This is a genomic window from Aminomonas paucivorans DSM 12260 (assembly GCF_000165795.1).
Taxonomy (GTDB): domain Bacteria; phylum Synergistota; class Synergistia; order Synergistales; family Synergistaceae; genus Aminomonas; species Aminomonas paucivorans.
Window position 1 is genome coordinate 2,165,457 of the sequence record NZ_CM001022.1, and the last position, 18,174, is coordinate 2,183,630.

Genomic DNA, 18,174 nt, shown 5'->3' on the forward strand with positions numbered 1-18,174 from the left:
AGCAAAGGCGCACGAAACGGGAGCGGGGTCCCCTCGGGGACCCCGTTTCGCCTACCCGGGCAGGGTCACGTCCCGCCCCCGCAGGGCGAAATACACCGTCCCCACGGCGCCGAAGACACCGGCCACCAGGAAGTTGGCCTGGGGGGAGATCAGCCACAGGGGGGCCCCGGCAAAGGCCGCAGCGGAGACCACCACGTCCCGCACCAGGTAGTAGGCCCCGAAGGTGGCCGCCTTGGCCCCCGGAGGGGCCAGCTCCATGATGAGGGCCTTGCGGGTGGGTTCCCCGAACTCCTTCAGCCCCCGGAGGACGAAGGCCAGGGCGAAGGACCCGAAGCTGTGGCAGAAGAGCAGCGACAGGGGGAAGGCGGTGAAGAAACCGAAGGTCATCAGCACGAAGGGCTTCTTGCCGTACCGGTCCGCCAAGGCCGCCACGGGCAGATACACCAGCAGGGCCGTGACCATCTCGATGGCCGTGAGCACCCCGAACTGGGCCGCCGAGAGCCCCTGGACCTGCACCGCCCAGAGCACCACGAAGGCGTAGGGGATCTGCTCGGCGAAGCGGATCAGGATGTCCGACACCAGGAGGCTTCGCAGATCTCCGGAGAGGTTCCCCAGGGCGGCCCGCATCCCTCCGGGCTCCCCCTCCTCCCTCCGGTCGTCCAGAAAGCGCCACAGAAGCCCCAGGGCCGCCACCCCCAGGACCAGGGCCACCACGAAGGCGACCCGAACCCCCTTCTCCGTACCCCACAGGCCGATGAGCACCCCTCCCACCACCGGCCCCAGGGCCATGGGGATCCGGCGCACCAGGGAATGGAGGGACACCCCCATGACCCGCTTGTTCTTGGGCACCGAGGCGCTCACCAGCCCCATCACCGCCGGAAGGGTCACGGCGGTCCAGGCGATGAACCCCACCGCCCCCACCAGCACCGCCTGCCAGGTGGGCACCAGGATCACCACCAGGTACCCCCCCAGGGCCACCAGGGTGGACAGGGTCAGGGCCCGCTTGGGCCCCCACCGGTCGCTGGCCAGCCCCCCGGGAAGGGAGTAGAGGGCGGAGAGGAGGTTATCCAGGCCGTTCAAGGCCCCCACCGCCCAGGCGGATCCCCCCAGGGCCACCAGGTACAGGGGCAGGAAGCGTTCCGCCATCTTCTCCCCCAGCCCCACCAGAACCACCAAGCCCATGAGGGTCCCCAGGGTGCGGTTCAGCCCCAGGAACCCCCGGAGTCGCTCGCGAAACGACGGTGCGGCCACCCTGATCTCCCCCTTAACGGTTCTTCTCCGTTTCTCCAGAAAGACCCGGATTCCCGGCATCCATCCTATCCGATTCTCTTCTTCCGAAACGACCGTGAAGACCGAAGTGTCCTCGGTCGATCACGCCCCCCGCGCACACCCTTCTCAAAAGCGAAGGGCGGCCCCTCAGGGCCGCCCCCTACTGCATCTGGAACGCCTTGCAAACGCTCCGCCTTCAGCAGGCCCGGCCGAACCGGGCGCAGGCCCCCAGCTCCTGTTCGATCTCCAGCAACCGGTTGTACTTGCAGATCCGCTCGCTGCGGCAGGCGGAACCCGTCTTGATCTGCCCGCCCCCCATGGCCACGGCGAAGTCCGCCATGAAGGCGTCCTCCGTCTCCCCGGAGCGGTGGGAGATGACGTAGCCCCACCCCGCCCGGCGGCAGAGGTCGATGGTCTCCATGGTCTCCGTCACCGTGCCGATCTGGTTCAGCTTGATGAGCACCGCGTTGGCAGCTTTCCGCTCCATCCCCTGACGCACGAAAGCGGCGTTGGTGACGAACAGGTCATCCCCCACGATCTGGACCCGATCCCCCATCCGTTCGGTCATGGAGGCGAAGCCCTCCCAGTCGTTCTCCCCCAGACCGTCCTCGATGGAGGCGATGGGGTACTTCCGAACCCACTGGTCGAAGAGGTCCACCATCTCCGCGCTGGTCTTGCGCCCCTGACCGGACTTGGCCAGATCGTAGGCCCCACCCTCGAAGAAGGAACTGGCCGCCGGGTCCAGGGCCAGGAAGATGTCCTTGCCGGGCTTGTACCCCGCCGCCTGAACCGCCTCCAGGATCACCTCGCAGGCCTCGTCGTTGCTCTTCAGGTCCGGGGCGAAGCCCCCCTCGTCCCCCACCCCCACGGCGTAGCCCTTCTTCTTGAGGATCCCCTTGAGGGCGTGGAAGGTTTCCGCTCCCATGCGCAGGGCCTCGGAGAAACAGGGAGCCCCCAGGGGGAAGACCATGAACTCCTGGAAGTCCACGCTGTTCTCCGCGTGCTTCCCTCCGTTGAGGATGTTCATCATGGGGACGGGCAGGCGCACCGCTCCGGGCCCCCCCAGGTAGGCGTACAGGGGAAGATCGCAGAACGACGCCGCCGCCCGGGCCGCCGCCATGGACACCCCCAGGATGGCGTTGGCCCCCAGCTTGCCCTTGTTGGGGGTGCCGTCCAGTTCGATCATCCGCCGGTCCAGCTCCGCCTGCTGGCGGCAGTCCATCCCGGTGATCTCCGGGGCCAGGATCTCGTTGACGTTCCGCACCGCATTCAGGACGCCCTTGCCGCCGTAGCGGCCCTTGTCCCCGTCCCGAAGCTCCACCGCCTCGTTCTCTCCCGTGGAGGCCCCGGAAGGCACCGAGGCGTCCGCCACGATGCCGCACTCCAGCTCCAGCCGCACCCGGACGGTGGGGTTCCCCCGGGAATCCAGGATCTCCATGGCGCTGACGTTCTGGATCGCTGCGCTCACACTACATCCCTCCCTACAGATGGGGTCCTCCGTCTCTTTGGGGCGCTCTCGTCTCCTTGGAGGCCTCGGCCCGTGTGGGCCGGAACCCACTATAGGCGATCCGGGAGACGGGATAAAGGGGTGAGGGAACGCATGCCCAGACGGGGCTCCACGAAGCGCCCCCAGAACCGGTCGTGGAGGGCCAGCAGCTCCGGGGGCAGCAGGCCCCGAACCCGACGGGCCAGGGAATCGGGGACATCGAAGAACCCCTGGGCCGCAGCCCCGGCGATGGCGGCCTGGGTGTCCGCGTCCCCCCGAAGCCCCACCGCCCCCCGCAGGGCATCCTCGAAGGACTCCGCCTCCAAAAACGCCGTCAGGGCCTGGGGCACGGAGCCGGGGCAGGTGGCGTCGAACCGGGGGGACCGGGACAGATCCGCCAGGGAGCGGGACAGGTCGTAGCCGAACCGATCCGTCAGGGCCCGCCGGATCTCCCCCCGGGGGACCCCCGTGCGGGCCAGGAAAACCGAGGCCGCCGCCGCCTGGGCTCCCCGGACCGCCTCGGGGTGGCGGTGGGAGGGCCACGCGGAGGCCTCCGCCGCCACCAGAACCGACGTCAGGTCGTCGAAGGCCCAGGCCACCGGGGAGACCCGCATGGCGGACCCGTTGCCCAGGCTGTCCCGAGGCGTCCCTTGCGGGTCCCCCAACCAGGCCCGAAAGCGGGACCCGTACCCCGCGTCGGGGTAGGCTCGCCCCCAGCGAAGCAGGGAGGCCTCGTAGTCCCCCGCCTCCAGCAGGGCATCCGCCACCGCCAGGGTGAGCACCGTGTCGTCGGTAAAGCGCGCCTCCGACGGGAAGAGGTCGAAGTCCCCCGGCGGCGCAGGATCCCGCTCGTAGGCGGACCCCGCCGCATCCCCCGCCAAGGCCCCCAGAAGGGGGATCATCTCGGCACCCCTCCGGCGGCGAAGAGCCTCTCCTCCAGGGAAGCGAACAACGAAGGGCTCCACGCATCCATAACCCAAGGTTCCCGCACAAAGGGAAGAAGGTCGTTGCGAGCCTGTTTCACATCCAGACGCTCCACTCGCTCTCGATAGAGTCGACGAACATCCTCTGCTTGGAGCGGGCGCGCCTCCGCCCAATGGCCACTTTCCCGGAGCTTCTCCTCCAGAAAGGGGAGATGGAGAGGAACCCCCTTGCGGAGAAACCAAAGCAGGTCGTACCAATCCCTCCCCTTCACCCGGTTTCCCCATCCGCGGCAGAGGAGGGCGTGCATCTTGCCCGAGAACAGGCACGGGAGGGTCAGAACCCGCAGGGGAAAAGGGACGGGATAGAGGGCGTAGGATTCCTCGTCCTCGAACCCCCTGGCCCTTCCCGTATCCACCTCCACTTTGATGCGGAGGGTCTGGTTGCGGGGCAATCGCGCCACCACCTCCCCCAGAGCGGAGACCAGGGACACCGAGAGGATTCCCCGCAGCGGCTCCGTGCGTACCTGCGCCGCCACGATCCCCCCCGGAGAAACTTCCTCCCGGGGCTCGAAGGACGCTTCGATTTCAAACCGCCTCAAAGCCTCCTCCACGCTTCTCCCGAAGGTACGAAGCTCCAAGGTCTCCGCCCCGGGACGAAGACAGAAATCCAAATCTTCGGAGAACCGATCCAGCCTGTGGAGGATCCGAAGGGCCGTCCCTCCATAGAAGGCCACCGTGTCGAAAAAACCGCCCTCATAGAGACCGAACAGGACAATCTCCTGAAGCACCTCCCGAAGGGCATTGCGGGCCCCTTCAGGATCCTCCACGTCGTATCGGGACAACATCTCCCCCACCACCTCAACGGCCACGAGGTCTTCCTCCTCTCCATTTCTCGAAAAAAGACGCCAGAGACGACAGTTTGCGGGAACCGTAGGCTGCGGCGAAACGCCTCAATTCCTCCATGCGGGCGGAAGACCAGAATCCTTCGTCCAATCGGAGGTCCTCCACCAGGTAGACCTCCCAATCCACCGGCGTGGGCAGCCTTTCCGTCCAGACCTTGTCCGCCAGGGCCTTTTCCGGCGAAGCCAGGAAAAAACGCTCCTCCCCCAGGGAGGCGAGAGTCCGCCCGCAGGGAAAAGCCCTTGAAGGAATGGCAGTGTAGAGAAACGATCCCTCGGAGGTCTCGAATCCTCTCCCCCTCCGGGGGGTCACGGAAGTGAAGGTTCCCGTCGCTTCGGGGATCAACCCGTAAAACCCCAGGGCGTACTCCAGGGAAAGGGTGGAGGGCAGAAGCAACTGGTTGGCAAGCCAACGCAGGTGAAGGTTTCGCTTCCTCCAAAGGGTTCCCAGGACGAACCAGTCCCGGGTGATCCTCCGCACCACCCCCTGATTCGCGAGAAGAGCGATGCGATCGGAGACTCGGCAATAGCCCTGCCGCGACAATTCTTCTGCCAAACGGCTTCGAGGGAACTCCTCTCGCCCCAGGGCGGACACCAGTTCGGGGATGGACGAACCCGCCATGCTCCCACATCCTTCATGTTTATGCAATTGAATGTTGCAGAAAAATCTACCAAACGGCGTTTTTTAGTCCTTAGTAGATTATATGTCTATCAGCAAACTCCGGGGGCTCTCTCTCCTCTCTCTTTTTGAGGATCCCCTTCCCCAGTCCATCCGGGAAAGGGGATGCAAAGCCCCCTACCCATCCCGCGCCCCTTGCTCCGCCCCAGTCGCGGTGCTAGCGTGGGCTCATTCCATCAATGGCATCACCTGCGGAGGCCCCCATGGACCCACGGATCCTGGAATACCGGCATGTGCACGACCTGGCCCCGGAGCTTCGCCGCCTGGGGACGGACGAGACGGTCCGCTTCCTGGTCCCCTCCGGGGGGGACCGGGACCTGCTGCTGGACACCCTGGCGGGGGGACGGGCCTACTTCGGCCCCCGACCCCGGATCTGGCAGTGGACCGACCTGTACCGGGAGCTGGCGGCGGAGCTGGACCGATCCGGAACGCCCGTGCGGGTGCGTCGGCAGATCGACCCGCCGGACCACTTCCTGATCCTGCGCCACCTGGTGGAGGCCCTGCGGAAGGAGAGGGAGGACCGCCTCCCCCCCGGGGTCCTGCGCCGGGGGTTCCTGTCCCTCCTGGGGAAAGACCTGCGGGAGCTGCTGCGGGAGGAGGCCACGCCGGAACACCTCCGGGCCGCCCTGGGGTGTCCGGGATGCGGGGAGGGATGCCCCGATCCCTCCCATCCGGGACAGGTGCTCTGCCGCCTCTATCGGGACTACCTGTCCTACCTGGACCGCCACGGCCTGGCGGACAGCGCCTCCGTGGCCACCCGGACGAGGGAGCTGGCGGAGGGGTTGGAGGACCCTGGGGCCTGGGGGGTGCACCTGGTCTTCGTGGGCTTTCTGTCCTTCACCCACGGGCAGGGGGGCCTGGTGCGGGCGCTGCTGGCCCGGGGGGTTCCCTGCACGATCCTCAAGCCCTGGACGGGGCTGGAGGGGCTTCTGGACGCGGCGGATCAGTTCGGCGTCCTCCCCGCGCGGCTGGATTCCCCTCCCGCGACCCTGCGGATCCTGGAGGCGGGGGACCGGAGGTTCGAGCTGGAGACCCTGGCCCGGGAGCTGGCCCTCTGGGCCGCCGGGGACCCGGAGGCCCTGCTGCCCCCTCCCTTCCCGGGCTTCGAGGCGGTGGGGGTTTCGGTGGACCCCCATCAGGGGGAGGCGGCCGGCCTCGTCCTGGAACGGTACGGCATCCCCCACGTCCTGAGGGGGGGCGGATCGGTGGGGGAGACGGACCTGGGACGCCTGCCCCGGCTCTGCGCCGACGCGGCGGGAAGCGGCTGGCCCACGGAGAGGACCCTTCGGCTCCTTTCCCTGCCCTGCCTGGGGGGCGCCTCCTTCCCCGCCGCCCAGGCCCGGGGGACGGCTCCCTCGGGGGAGGAGGAATGGACGGCGTTTCTGAAGGGGTTTCCGCCCTTCCTGGACCGGTTCCGTCGCCTTCGGGGCTTCGCCCGGGACCTCCAGGGAGGGGGCACCCCGCCCAAGCTGCTGCGCCTCCTGCGCGACCTGGTGTCCCGCGATACCCCCTGGACCCGGGCCCTGGCGGACCTGGCGGGGGAAGGGGCGGAGCGGGACGGCGCGGTGCACCGTCTGGCCTCCGCCACGGCGGAGCTGGACCGGAAGATCCTCTCCCTGGAGGAAGCCACCCCTCCCCTGGGGGAGGCGGCCCAGAACCCCCTCTCGGGAGGGGATGCGGTGGCCTTTCTGGAGACCTGGGCGGAGGAGGCCCGGACCTCCCAGGCCCAGCCCCTTCGGGGGGCCCTGACGGTGTACCCTGGATCGCCCCCGGTGCTGGCGGACCACCGGTGGTTTGTCCTCACCGGGGCCACGGCCCCCGCCTGGCCCGGGGCACTGAAGGAATCCGCCCTCCTGGCGGACGGGGACCGGCACAGCCTCAACGGCCTGGAGGCGGAGACCCTGGGGCTGGAGCGCACCCACCTGCCCGTGCTCTCGGAGGTGCGGGTCCAGAGGGAGGCCCTGTTCCGCCGCCTGGTCCTCACGGGACGGGAGGGGTGTCTCCTGACCCGGCCCCTGCAGGACGACCAGGGGCGCCCCCTGCCCCCCACCCCCTTCGAGGCCCCCTTGGTGGACCAGCTCTCCCAGGAGGAGCCCCCCCGTCGCCGCCCCCTCTCCCAGCTGATCCCCCTCGCGGGCCCCCTCTTCGAGGACGCGGAGGGCCCCCTCCCCTCCCGACGTCTCCTCCGAGGGGTGAGGGGAAACGCCCCCCAGGAGGGGCGGGGAGAGCCCCGGACGCGGGGGACCTTCAGCGGCCTGGACCGCTTCGCCGGCTGTCCCTTCGCCTTCTGGTGCGAACAGGAACTGGGGCTGGCCCCCTTCCCGACAGGTCGGTTCGACCCCGCCCGGGTGGGGAATGCCCTCCACGAACTGTGGCAGCGGGCCTGGGACCCCCAGTCTCCCCAAAGGGCACAGGGGTTGGAGGCGGCGGCGGTGCGGCTCTTCGAGGAGGTGTTCCGGGACCCGGACCGAGGCTACCGGGAACTGCTCTGCGACCCCGCCCTGGCCCGGCACGCCCTGAGGCTGCGGGAACAGGCCCGGCGTCTCGGGGCGGTGCAGGACGCCCAGGAGGAACGCCTGCAGGCCCTCTTCCCTCGGGGGGGAGTCCTCCGGGAGACCCTGGAACCTCAAGCCGTCCTGGGATCCGTCTCCTTTCGGGGACGCTGCGACCGGGCGGACCTGTGGGAGACTCCCGCCGGCACCGTGGCGGTGCTTCTGGACTACAAGCTGGGCAGCTCGAAGCGGTATCAAACCCACCTGCAGCTTCCCGCCTACGTCGCCGCCCTGACGGAGTCCCCCCCGGAGGGGTTTCCGTTCCCCCTGGCGGGGTACGGCTACCTCTGCCTGGGAGACGGGGGCTTCGCGGGGCGTTTCGCCCAAGGACACGAGGACCTGGCGGAGGCCTATCGGGGGACCTCCCCGAGGAAGGGCAAGGTTTCCTTCGAGTCCCTTCAGGAACAGGCATGGAAGACCATGGGGGCCCTGGCGGAGGCCCTGGAGTCGGGGCGCTACCCCGCCCGGTACGACTCCCCTTCCTGCCCGGGCTGTCCCTTCGGGGGGCTCTGCCGGAGGGGGGAGGCCCGGTCGGAAGGGGTGACGGGGGAAGCCCCGGAAGGAGGGGAGGACCGTGACTGACCCGCACCGCCTCGCCGCGGAACCCTGGATGGAAAGGCTGCTGGGGGACCTGCGGCCGGAGCAGCGGCAGGGGGTGATCAGCCCTCGATCCCTGGTGGTGGTACAGGCCGGGGCGGGCACGGGAAAGACCCACACCCTGAGCAGCCGGTTCGCCTGGCTCCTGGCCTCGGATCCCACCTGCCGGGTGGAACAGATCCTGACCCTCACCTTCACGGAGAAGGCCGCCCGGGAGATGCGGGACCGCATCCGGTGCCGCCTGCTCCAGTGGCTGGAGGCGGAACCGGAGAAACTGGGACACCTGAGGGACGCGGCGGCGCGCATCGACGAGGGGTACATCTCCACCCTCCACGCCTTCGCCCTGCGGGTGATCCGGGAATCCGGACTGGTGCTGGACCTGGACCCGGAGTCCCGGATCGCCTCCCCCTGCGGAGAGGGGGCCCTCTTCGAGGAGATGGAGGGGGCCTTCGACCGGCTGGACCCGGCCTGGTTTCTGCGCCTTCTGGAGGACCCCTGGCGGGACCGCTGCCAGGACCTCTTCGGGGATCCGGCATTCCCCCGGCTGGTGAACGCCCTGTCCCCGAGGCGACTGGCGGAGCTGGTGCGGGAGGCGGCGGAGCTTCACGGTTCCCGGGACCACACCCCCGAGGACCTGTGGACCCGCGCCCCCTTCGACCCCGTCGCCGCGGCGGACCGCATCGCCCAGGCCCTGGAGCCCCGGCTTCGGGAGATCCGCAACCTCTGGGACGGGGACCTGCTCCCCTCCCTGGGGGCGGACCTGGACCGGGACGGGTCCAAGATGGGGGAGGCCCTGCGGGGCTTCCTGGCCCGGACCGCCAGCCTCCCCTGGGACGGGGAGGGAGACCGGCGCTTCGTCCGGGAACTCTTCGAGGGACCCCTGAAGCGCCTTCCGGGAACCTCCAAGCTGAAGGCCCTCCTGGAGGAGGGTCTGGGCTCCTCCCTGAAGGACTGGAGGGACGACCGCGCCTCCGAGGCGGAGCTGGCCCGATCCCTGGAGGAGGGGATCTCCCCGGAGGAGGACGCCCTGCTGGAACGGATCTGCCGGGTCTGCGCCCTGGGCTGGGCGGCCTGGGACGCTTCCCGGATGCGCTCCGGCGCCCTGATCTTCCGGGACCTCATCGCCCTGGCCCGACAGGCCCTGGAACGGAACCCGGCCTACGCCTCCCGGTTCCGCCACCTCCTGGTGGACGAGTTCCAGGACACGGACCCCCTGCAGGACCGGCTGGTCCAGGCCCTGTGGGAGGGCGGCAAGGGATCCCTCTTCGTGGTGGGCGACCTGAAGCAGTCCGTCTACCGGTTCCGCCACGCGGACCTGGCCCTCTTCGACGAGACCCTCCAACGGGCCCGGGCAACCGGCGGGGATCGCATCTCCCTGGACTGCAGCTACCGCACCCGGGGAAAGCTGCTGGAGGGGATCAACGGCCTCTTCGGCAGCCTCTGGGAGGAGGGGTTGGGGGCGGGGCTCTCCCTGGGCTACGACCCCCTCCGGGGGCCCGAGGAGGCCCCTTGGTGGAAAGAGCGCAACGCCCTGCCCGGGCCCGCCCTGGAGGTGCTCACCGCCACCCCCCGGGAGCCCGAGGAGGAGGAAGGGGAGCCGTCCAAGGAGAAGGTGGACGAGCTGCGCCTCCGCCTCTACGGAACCCTGGCGGCCCGATTCCGGTCCCTGGTGGAGACGGGGGCCCCGGTGTGGGACAAGGCCCAGAGGCGCCACCGCCCGGCGGCATACCGGGACCTGGCGGTGCTGGTGCCCACCCGGGCGGACTACCCCCTGCTGGAGGAGGCCTTCACGGCCTTCGGGGTCCCCGGGGCCTTCACCGCCGCGGTGGGGTTCTTCACCCGGGGGGAGGTGCGGGACCTGGCGGACCTCCTGGCCTCCCTGGCGGACCCCCGGGACCCCCTCGCCCTGGGGAGCTTCCTGGCAAGCCCCTTCTCCGGCCTGCCCCTGGACGGGGTGCTGCCCCGCCTGGGCCGGGGCGACCTGGGGGAGGACCCGGAGCTGGCGGCGGGGGTGGCGGAGCGGGACCGGCTGCGCCGCATCGCCCTGCTGGAGGGAGGGACGGCGGCGCTGGAGGCCCTGCTGGCTCGCCCCTCCTGGCTTGCGGCCTACCCCCCCGGGGCCCGGAGGCGGGTGCTGGGGAACCTGAGGACCGCCGCGGACCTGGCGGCGTCCTTCGAGGCCACCTTCGGCCCCAGCCTCCCCGGAACGGCGGCCTACCTGGGCCAGGCCCTGGCCCGGGAGCTGCCCCAGGCGGAACCGGAGCTGCTGGAGGACGAGGACGCGGTACGGGTGCTCACCGTCCACGCCGCCAAGGGGCTGGAGTTTCCCGTGGTGGCGGTGGTGCGTCTGGAGAAGACCCCGGAGGCCCGGGGCAAGGCCCGGGTCCTCCCCTCCCGTCACCTGGGCCTTTCCCTGGGCTCCTGGCCCCCGGACCTGGAGCCCCCGGAGGCGTCCCCCGTCCGTTCCGGCCTCTGGGAGGGGTTCTTCGAGGAGGCGGGGACCAGGGAGGAGTGGCAACGGCTCCTCTACGTGGCCGCCACCCGAGCCCAGGACCGACTCTGGCTTTTGGGCACCCAAAGGCGAGGCCAGGACGGGACGATCCGGGGGGCCGCGGGGTCCTGGATGGAGGTCCTGAGGAAGCACCCCCTGCCCGGTGCGGTCTGGGAGGAGGTGGAGACAGCGCCGGAGGGATCCTCTCCTCCTCCCCCTTCGGCCCCCGCCTCGCGCCTGCGCCCCCTGCCCCTGCCGCCTCGGGAGACGACCCCCTTGGCCCGCCTGTCCGCCACCGCCTACTCCCTGTTCCGCTTCTGCCCCCTGGCCTACCGGATGCGGTTCCGCCAGGGATTGGATCCGGCATGGGAGGGAGGCTCCCCCCTGGACGGGGACGCCGGGGGGGCGGACCTGGGGAGCCTGGCCCACTGGGTGCTGGCCCGTTGGGACGGGAGAGGCGCCAGCCTTCCCCGCTGGCTGACCTCCCCGGAGGGGGAACGGGGGAGGACCCTGCTGAACCTGCTCCCCCAGGACCTGCGCCCCCTTTTCCGGGACGCCTCGGTCCGGGAGACCCTGGAGCGCTGGCTGGGGGGCTTCTCCGAAACCCCCTGGGGAGAGGCGTTCCGCGCCGCCCTGTCCCTGCCCTCCTGCCGACGGGAGGTCCCCTTCCGGGTTCCCCTGGGGGAAACCTTGCTGGTGGGGGCGGTGGACCTTCTCTGGCAGGACGGATCGGGGTTGCACCTGCGGGACCACAAGACGGCCCGAAGCGCCGAGGCGGCGGAGACGCTGTACTCCCACCAGCTCCGGTTCTACGCCCTGGCGGCCCGCCGGGCCCACGGGGAGGCCCCGGACCTGGCCCTCTGGCTCCTGCGGCCCCGAAACGACGGCTCCTTCCCCCCTCCCCTGGAGGTCCCCCCCCCGGGGGACTGGGACCTTCTGGAAGAGGAGGTCCGCGCCGTGGCGGCCCAGGCGGCCCGGGGTCCCTACCCGCCGGAACGTTCCCGCTGCCCCTCCTGTCCCTGGAGAAACGGCTGTCCCGAGGGAACCGGGAAAAACGGCCCTTCGAAAGGGGACCGTGAGACCGTATAATCAGGTCGGCACCTGCCAGACGCCCCACCCCCGAGGGAGTGCCATGGCCGCGAAAAAAGCCCCGACCTTTCAAACCCCCGTGTCTCCCACGCCCCTTCAGGACCTTCTGGAGGGCTTCGAGGACTATGTCTTCGTCTTCGATCCCTCGGGACACATCCTCCACCGTTCCCCCTCCACGGGAACCCTGTCCTCCCAGGGAGACCCGGAGCACTTGGGTTCCTACCTGCCCCGGGGCTTCCTGGAGCGGGTGCTCTACCTGGCAGAGCGGGAATCCCCCCCCTTCCTCCCCCTGGACCTGCCCCTCTCGCAGGGAGGACAGCGGGTCCCCACGGAGGCGCTGATGGGGCGGACCCTCCTGGGAGGGCAGACCGCCTTCGTCCTGTCCTGTCGGGACACCCGGCACCACAGACAGAACGAAGACGTGCTGGAAAAAAGCGAGGAGCGGTACCACACCATCTTCGACCACTCCCCTCTGGGGATCGTGCACATCGACCACGACGGCATCGTCACGGACCTCAACGAGACTTTCGCCCAGATCATGGGCACCCAGAAGGAACGCCTCCTGGGGTTCAACATGATCGAAAAGCTGGTGAACCCCTGGATGCGCCGGGCGGTCCTGGACTCCCTGGCGGGCACCCCGGGGCTCTACGAGGGACAGTACACCTCCCTCACCGGGGGCAAGACCTCCTTCCTGAAGGCCCAGTTCCGCCCCATGACCTCCCGGAAGGGCACCTTCCTGGGGGTGGTGGGGGTGGTGGAGGACATCTCCGAGCGCCGGGAGGCGGAGGAACAGATCCGCTTCCTGAACATGCACGACCCCCTGACGGGGCTCCTGAACCGACGCTGCTTCGACCAGGAGCTGCAACGGCTGGACACCCCGGAACACCTGCCCCTGTGCCTCATCATGGGGGACGTGAACGGGCTGAAGCTGGCCAACGACGCCTTCGGCCACCCCGAGGGGGACATCCTCCTCACCACCATCGCCCGAATCCTCCAGCAGGACGCGGGACCGGACGAACAGGTCTTCCGCTGGGGGGGGGACGAGTTCATCATCCTCCTCCCCCGGGCGGACGCCAGCCGGGCACGGGAACGCATCGCCCACATCCACGCCCTCTGCGCCGCCTGGCAGGGGCGCGGCTTGGTGCGCCCCAGCATCTCCCTGGGTTACGGGATCAAGAACGCCCCGGAGGAGGACTACCGGGACGTCCTGCTCAAGACTTCCGAGGACCGGATGTACGAGGTGAAGATGCGGGAGGGCCGTCGGGCCCGGCTGCGCATCCTGGCCGCCCTGGAGGAGCGGCTCCACCGGGTCTCGGGCGGGGAGATGGGGCTCCACGTGAACCGCCTCCTGCGCTGGTGCGACTGGATCGGACCCCGCATGAGCCTGAAGGAGGGGGACCACAAGACCCTCCGGCTCCTCTGCCAGTTCCACGACCTGGGGCTGGTGGGATGCCCCCAGGACATCCTGGACCTCCCCGCCCCCCTCCAGGAAGAGGCCTTCTTTGCCCGGAAGGAACACCCCACCACGGGCTACCGCCTGGCCAAGAGCATCCCGGAGCTTTTGCCTGCGGCGGACCTGGTCCTCTCGCACCACGAACAGTGGGACGGCAGGGGCTTCCCCCAGGGGCTCTGGCAGGAGTCCATCCCCTTCCCGGTCCGGCTCTTCCAGCTTCTGGACGCCCTGGACGTGCTCACCCACCCCCGGCCCTACGATCCCCCCCTGTCCTTCCCTCTGGCCCTGGCGGAGATCCGCCGGAACCGGGGGAGCCTCTTTGACCCGACCCTGGCGGACCGCTTCGCCGCCCTCCTGGAGGCGGAAGGGATCGCCGACACCCCCTAAGGGCGGGGGGATGCCTCGTCCCCAAGACTCACCCTTGCACCCGGGACGACCGATGCCATAATACGGGTGGCCGCCCGATCGCTCGGGAGGGACCCCATTTCGATCCTGGAGGGATGACCATGAGACGATCCACACGACGCGCCTGGGTGGCCTTCGCCGGGGGCCTGGCCCTCTGGGGAACGGCCTTCCTGACGGGGACCCTGCCGGTGAGCGCCACACCTCGGAGCACCACCTACCCCTACCCCATCAACTCCCCCGCGGACCTCTTCGCCGCGGGCAGCGGCCTGGCCCAGGAGGGACAGGACGCGGTGGGGCAGGCGGACCACCCCACCCTGGACATCTCCTCCAAGGCCTTCGGCCTGCACCTGGGAAACGGCACGGGAACGGCCGTCAACCCCGCGGGGCTCACGGCCCTCCTGATCCGGGCCCAGCGGCCCTCCGGCACCCTGGCGGTCTGGGGGAACAACCAGGACACCAAGAAGGCAGTGACCCTCACCACCTCCGGCAAGGTGGCCACGGGATCCTCCGCCACCATCGCCGCCAAGACCAGCCAGGACTTCACCCTGGGATGGAACTTCGGCAACTCCCGGGAACGCATGTCCAAGCTCACCCTTCAGGCGGCCTACGACAAGGGCTCCCGCAGCCAGGCCTTCTACGTGGCCCGGCTGGACTTGGGGGACGCCTTCGACCTGAACTACGCCGTGGGGGGCACCCAGCCCGCAGCTTTCCAGACCGTCGCCCTCAACCCCGCCAACGGGTCGGAGGAAGACCTGGAGCTGGGGGTGCTGGCGGCCAGCGCGGACCTGCTCTGGCTGCGCGTGAACAACTGGGGCTCCAACCTGGTCACCGTGGAGGGCACCGGCGTCTCCAAAGACGCGGACCTCTTTCCGGGCACCAACGCGACGGTGACGGGGCACTCCTGGGTCTACCCGGGCTTCGCCCAGCAGCTCAAATCCGACGCCATCTCCGGAGACCCCACCTACGCCCTCACCCTTCGGGGAGCGGGGGGGTACACCTACTCCTCCACCCACACCATCACCCTCCTGGTGAAGCGCTACGCCGAGCGGTTCACCACCTCCCGGGTGGGGGGCGCCGAGATGACCGCGATCACCCTGGACCTGCCTGCGGACGTGACGGGGGAGATCCCCGAAAGCCTGGACGCGGGGACCCTGGAGCCGGTGAGCGACAAGTACCTTCCCCTGGTGAAGGACCCCATCGCCGCGGTGTCCCTGCGCATGATCCCCCAGGGAACCCCCACCGCCACGTGGGTGCAGCCGGTGCTGGTGAACTGGGAGATCTCCCGCACCATGCTGGAGAAGACCCTGACCTCCGCCGACGCCGCCGCCTTCCTGGAGGAGCTGGCCGCCTCCAGCGAGAAGCTCACCACCTTCTTCACCCGGGTGCGCCCCTACAAGCACTTCCCCTCTCAGGTGGTGGACCTTTTGACCCTGGCCAACGCCACGGGAAACCGGGAAGCCTTCTTCACCGTGGCCAGCGACCCCGCCACGGGGAAGGCCACCCTCTTCTTCCGCCTTCTGGTGGCCGACTCGGGCACCCCGGAGGTCACGACGATCCTGGAGGACGGCATCGGCTACTTCCTGGTGTCCGACGGGGTGGAGGACGGGGTCCTGGAAGACCCCCTCTGCCTGTGCGCCTCCAACGTCACCCCCCCCACGACGATCCCCACGACGGCACCCACAGGGACCCATCCCACGGGCGGGGGCGGCAGTTCCGGAGGCGGATGCACGGCGGGGCTTCTTTTCCCCTGGGGCTTCCTGCTGACCCTGCCCCTCTTCCTCCTGCGCCGCCGGGGTTAGCCCCGGGAACCGGCGAGGGGAAACCGAAGGCATCAGGTATAATGGGGGGCCGGTCCTCGCGACCGACCCCCATTTTGTCCATTTCTGGAAGGAGACCAAAGCCATGAGCGACACGCAGAACCTGGAACAGCTTCTCGAAGCCCTGATGGACGCGGAGGACCCCAAGGAGGTCCGCCGGATCGCCGGATCCATCCTCACCCTGGACGGGTCCCACCCGGCGGGTCACCTGGCCCTGTGGGAACTGATGGAGGAGGAGGAGTCCCTGAACTCCCTGGGACAGCTGGAGAAGGCCCTGGCGGAGACGCGGAAGCGCTTCGGCGGCGCTCCCGCAAGCCTGTACGACGAGAACCCCCTGACGGAGATCTACGGAGCCCTTCTGATGCACCTGGCCTTCGGCTTCCATGCCAAGGAGGAGCTGGAGCGGGCCCTGGCCTTCGCCCAGGACCTGGTGGCCTTCGACGACGAGGGGGTCTACCCGGGACGCACGGTCTTCTACCGGTGTCTGCTGGACCTGAAGCAGTACGACCGCATCCTGGAAGCCCTGGAGGAGGACCCCCTGGAGACCCCCGTGGGAGAGCACGCCCGGACCCTGGCCCTCCTGGAGACCAAGGGGGTGTGCGACGAGACCATGGAGGCCCTGCTCAACGCCCTGTCCCTGGACACGAACCTGCCCTTCCTCATCCTGGACCTGACGATCCTTCCGGAGGAGGACGAAGAGCTGGGGGCGGAGCTGGAGGAGACCTTCCACCAGGCGGTGTACCTCCAGACCCCCTGGACGGAGACGCAGGAGCGGGCGAGCTTCCTCGCTCTGCCCACCCTCATCCTGGGGTCTCTCACGGGGCGTCTGGAGCAGGAGGACCAGGAGGCGCTGGAGGAGATGCTGAAGGATTCGGGCCTGGAGGACGGGGTGGCCCGGCTTCAGGCGGAGGCGGCGGCGAGGGACGCCGACGAGGACCCGGACGAGCGGGACCAGTGGGCCATGGAGGAACTCATGAAGCTCCTCCTGCCCGAGGGTAACTGATCCCGAAAGGCGCAAACCGCGGGGGGCGGGACCGATCGGGTCCCGCCCCCCGTTTCGTCTCCTGGGGGTCCCTACAGCCCGTAGGTCTCCGGGGCCTCCCCCCGGGCTAGGGCGTACTCCCGCAGCTGATCCCCCGCGGAGGCCAGGCACAGCTCCACCATGAAAAGGTCGTCCAGATACCCCACCACGGGCAGGAAATCCGGGATCACGTCCAGGGGATCGCACAGGTACCCCAGGGTGGCTCCCAGGGCGGTCACCGCGCGCCAGGGAAGCTCCGCCTTCCCCCCACGCCAGGCCCGGAGCAGGTCCGCCATCAGCCGAAGTCGGAGGACCAACAGCCGCCCCCTCTCCCCGGGGACCTTCGCCAGGCTCCTCAGGTGCCCCTCCACCCGTTGCAGGACCTCGTCCAGCTCTTCCTCCCGAACCCGCCCCTGGTCCTTGTGGAACCGGGCCTCCAGCAGGGCCTTCTGATCCGAGGGAAGGGCCATTTCCCGTTCCTTCATGTCCCGTCTCCTCCCCTCGATCCCTCAGGCCGGGCAGAACAGCCGGTGCCCTCCCCGGGAGAACAGGTCCCAGAAGGACTCCTCCGGCTCCTTCACCCCCTCCAGGACTTCCCGGCTCACCAGCCAAAGGTCCAGGGGCAGGGAAGGTGCCGCCAGTTGCGCCCCCAGGGGGGTCCAGCGCGCCGCCAGCTCCCGGGCCTGTCCCTCTTCTTCGCAGCACCCCACCCACCAGGTCACCGCGTCCTGTTCCTGGGCGTCCCGGTCGAAGAGACGAGGAAGCAACAGACGCCGCTGGTGGAGGAGGAACAGGTGCACCTCCCCCAGGTGGGCCGCCAGGTCCTCCAGGGTGGTGTCCGCCCCCACGAAGTGGCACAGCAGCCGGTCGGTGTTGGCGAAGCCTCCCTCGTCGGTGGGCAGGGGAAGCTGGTCCTGGTAGCAGTGGAAGTCGTAGCGGAACAGCAGCAGCAGGTCCAGGGAGAGGCGCCCCCAGGGAAGGTCCCAGGGGGCGCGGAAGGCCTCCGCCTCCTCCCGGGAGGAAGGAACCGCCAGGGGACGATCCCGAAGGGCCCTCACCGCCGGGTGTTCCCCGAAGAGCCAGCGCACCCCCTCCGTCCCGCAGCGATGGCGTTCCTCCGGGGACAGCCCCGGCCAGAAGGACAGAACCGCGCCGGGCTGGAACTCCTTCAGCCCCCAGCGCCCCCGGAAGGCCCGGTCCAGCAGGAGTTGCCACCGGGTACGCCGCAGACTCTGCCGGCAGTCCTCCGGGAAAGGGCCTGGGGCGGCGTCCAGGAAGCACTCCGCCGCCTCGGCCCGGAAACCCGCCGTCCCCTCCTGCGTCAGGCTCCAGACTCCCTCCCGCTCCTCCACCAGGCCCCTTCGGGCCAGGAGGTCCAGGTCCTCCGGGGACTCCCCCGCCAGGACAAACAGCTCCCCCGTCCACACGGGGTGGTCCCGGTCGAACCGAAGCAGCGCCGTGGTTGCGGACATGCGGTTTCTCCTCTCCGGGCC

12 protein-coding genes are annotated in these 18,174 nt (G+C 69.8%); 5 read left to right on the top strand and 7 right to left on the bottom strand.

Annotated features, from left to right (window positions below):
* Nucleotides 1-51: 51 nt before the first annotated feature.
* The 5 genes from APAU_RS10290 to APAU_RS12680 all read right to left on the bottom strand — a co-directional run bounded on the left by APAU_RS10290 (nt 52) and on the right by APAU_RS12680 (nt 5,199).
* Nucleotides 52-1,251, bottom strand: coding sequence for an MFS transporter (locus APAU_RS10290; RefSeq protein ID WP_006301682.1), 1,200 nt, complete (start codon nt 1,249-1,251; stop codon nt 52-54).
* A gap of 214 nt (nt 1,252-1,465) precedes the next feature.
* Nucleotides 1,466-2,737, bottom strand: coding sequence for a phosphopyruvate hydratase (eno, locus tag APAU_RS10295; protein ID WP_006301683.1), 1,272 nt, complete (start codon nt 2,735-2,737; stop codon nt 1,466-1,468).
* Between the two features lie 89 nt (nt 2,738-2,826).
* Nucleotides 2,827-3,657, bottom strand: a complete 831-nt coding sequence (locus tag APAU_RS10300) for an ADP-ribosylglycohydrolase family protein (protein ID WP_006301684.1) — start codon at nt 3,655-3,657, stop codon at nt 2,827-2,829.
* Nucleotides 3,654-4,547, bottom strand: a complete 894-nt coding sequence (locus tag APAU_RS10305) for a nucleotidyl transferase AbiEii/AbiGii toxin family protein (protein ID WP_006301685.1) — start codon at nt 4,545-4,547, stop codon at nt 3,654-3,656. The genes APAU_RS10300 and APAU_RS10305 overlap by 4 nt, the downstream gene beginning before the upstream one ends.
* Entirely contained in the window at nt 4,537-5,199 is a 663-nt protein-coding gene (locus APAU_RS12680) for a type IV toxin-antitoxin system AbiEi family antitoxin domain-containing protein (RefSeq protein WP_006301686.1), read from the bottom strand. The genes APAU_RS10305 and APAU_RS12680 overlap by 11 nt, the downstream gene beginning before the upstream one ends.
* A gap of 260 nt (nt 5,200-5,459) precedes the next feature.
* Here APAU_RS12680 and APAU_RS10315 point away from each other — a divergent pair, with 260 nt between their 5' ends.
* From APAU_RS10315 to APAU_RS10335, 5 genes are all read left to right on the top strand, one after another.
* Nucleotides 5,460-8,390, top strand: a complete 2,931-nt coding sequence (locus APAU_RS10315; protein WP_006301687.1) for a PD-(D/E)XK nuclease family protein — start codon at nt 5,460-5,462, stop codon at nt 8,388-8,390.
* A complete protein-coding gene (locus APAU_RS10320; protein ID WP_006301688.1) occupies nt 8,383-11,985 on the top strand; it encodes a UvrD-helicase domain-containing protein in 3,603 nt (1,200 codons plus the stop codon). The genes APAU_RS10315 and APAU_RS10320 overlap by 8 nt, the downstream gene beginning before the upstream one ends.
* Before the next feature lie 79 nt (nt 11,986-12,064).
* Nucleotides 12,065-13,825, top strand: coding sequence for a sensor domain-containing diguanylate cyclase/phosphohydrolase (locus tag APAU_RS10325; protein WP_269490173.1), 1,761 nt, complete (start codon nt 12,065-12,067; stop codon nt 13,823-13,825).
* Between the two features lie 119 nt (nt 13,826-13,944).
* Nucleotides 13,945-15,642: a hypothetical protein gene (locus tag APAU_RS10330; protein ID WP_006301690.1), complete on the top strand. Its 1,698-nt coding sequence runs from the start codon at nt 13,945-13,947 to the stop codon at nt 15,640-15,642.
* A 103-nt stretch (nt 15,643-15,745) separates the two neighbouring features.
* Entirely contained in the window at nt 15,746-16,663 is a 918-nt protein-coding gene (locus APAU_RS10335) for a hypothetical protein (RefSeq protein ID WP_006301693.1), read from the top strand.
* A 71-nt stretch (nt 16,664-16,734) separates the two neighbouring features.
* Here the strand turns inward: APAU_RS10335 and APAU_RS10340 are convergent, their stop codons facing one another.
* Together APAU_RS10340 and APAU_RS10345 are read right to left on the bottom strand one after the other, a co-directional pair.
* Nucleotides 16,735-17,166 (bottom strand): YkvA family protein, encoded by a 432-nt coding sequence (locus APAU_RS10340; protein ID WP_006301694.1) that lies wholly within the window; start codon nt 17,164-17,166, stop codon nt 16,735-16,737.
* A 24-nt stretch (nt 17,167-17,190) separates the two neighbouring features.
* Nucleotides 17,191-18,153 (bottom strand): hypothetical protein, encoded by a 963-nt coding sequence (locus APAU_RS10345; RefSeq protein WP_006301695.1) that lies wholly within the window; start codon nt 18,151-18,153, stop codon nt 17,191-17,193.
* Nucleotides 18,154-18,174 lie beyond the last annotated feature (21 nt).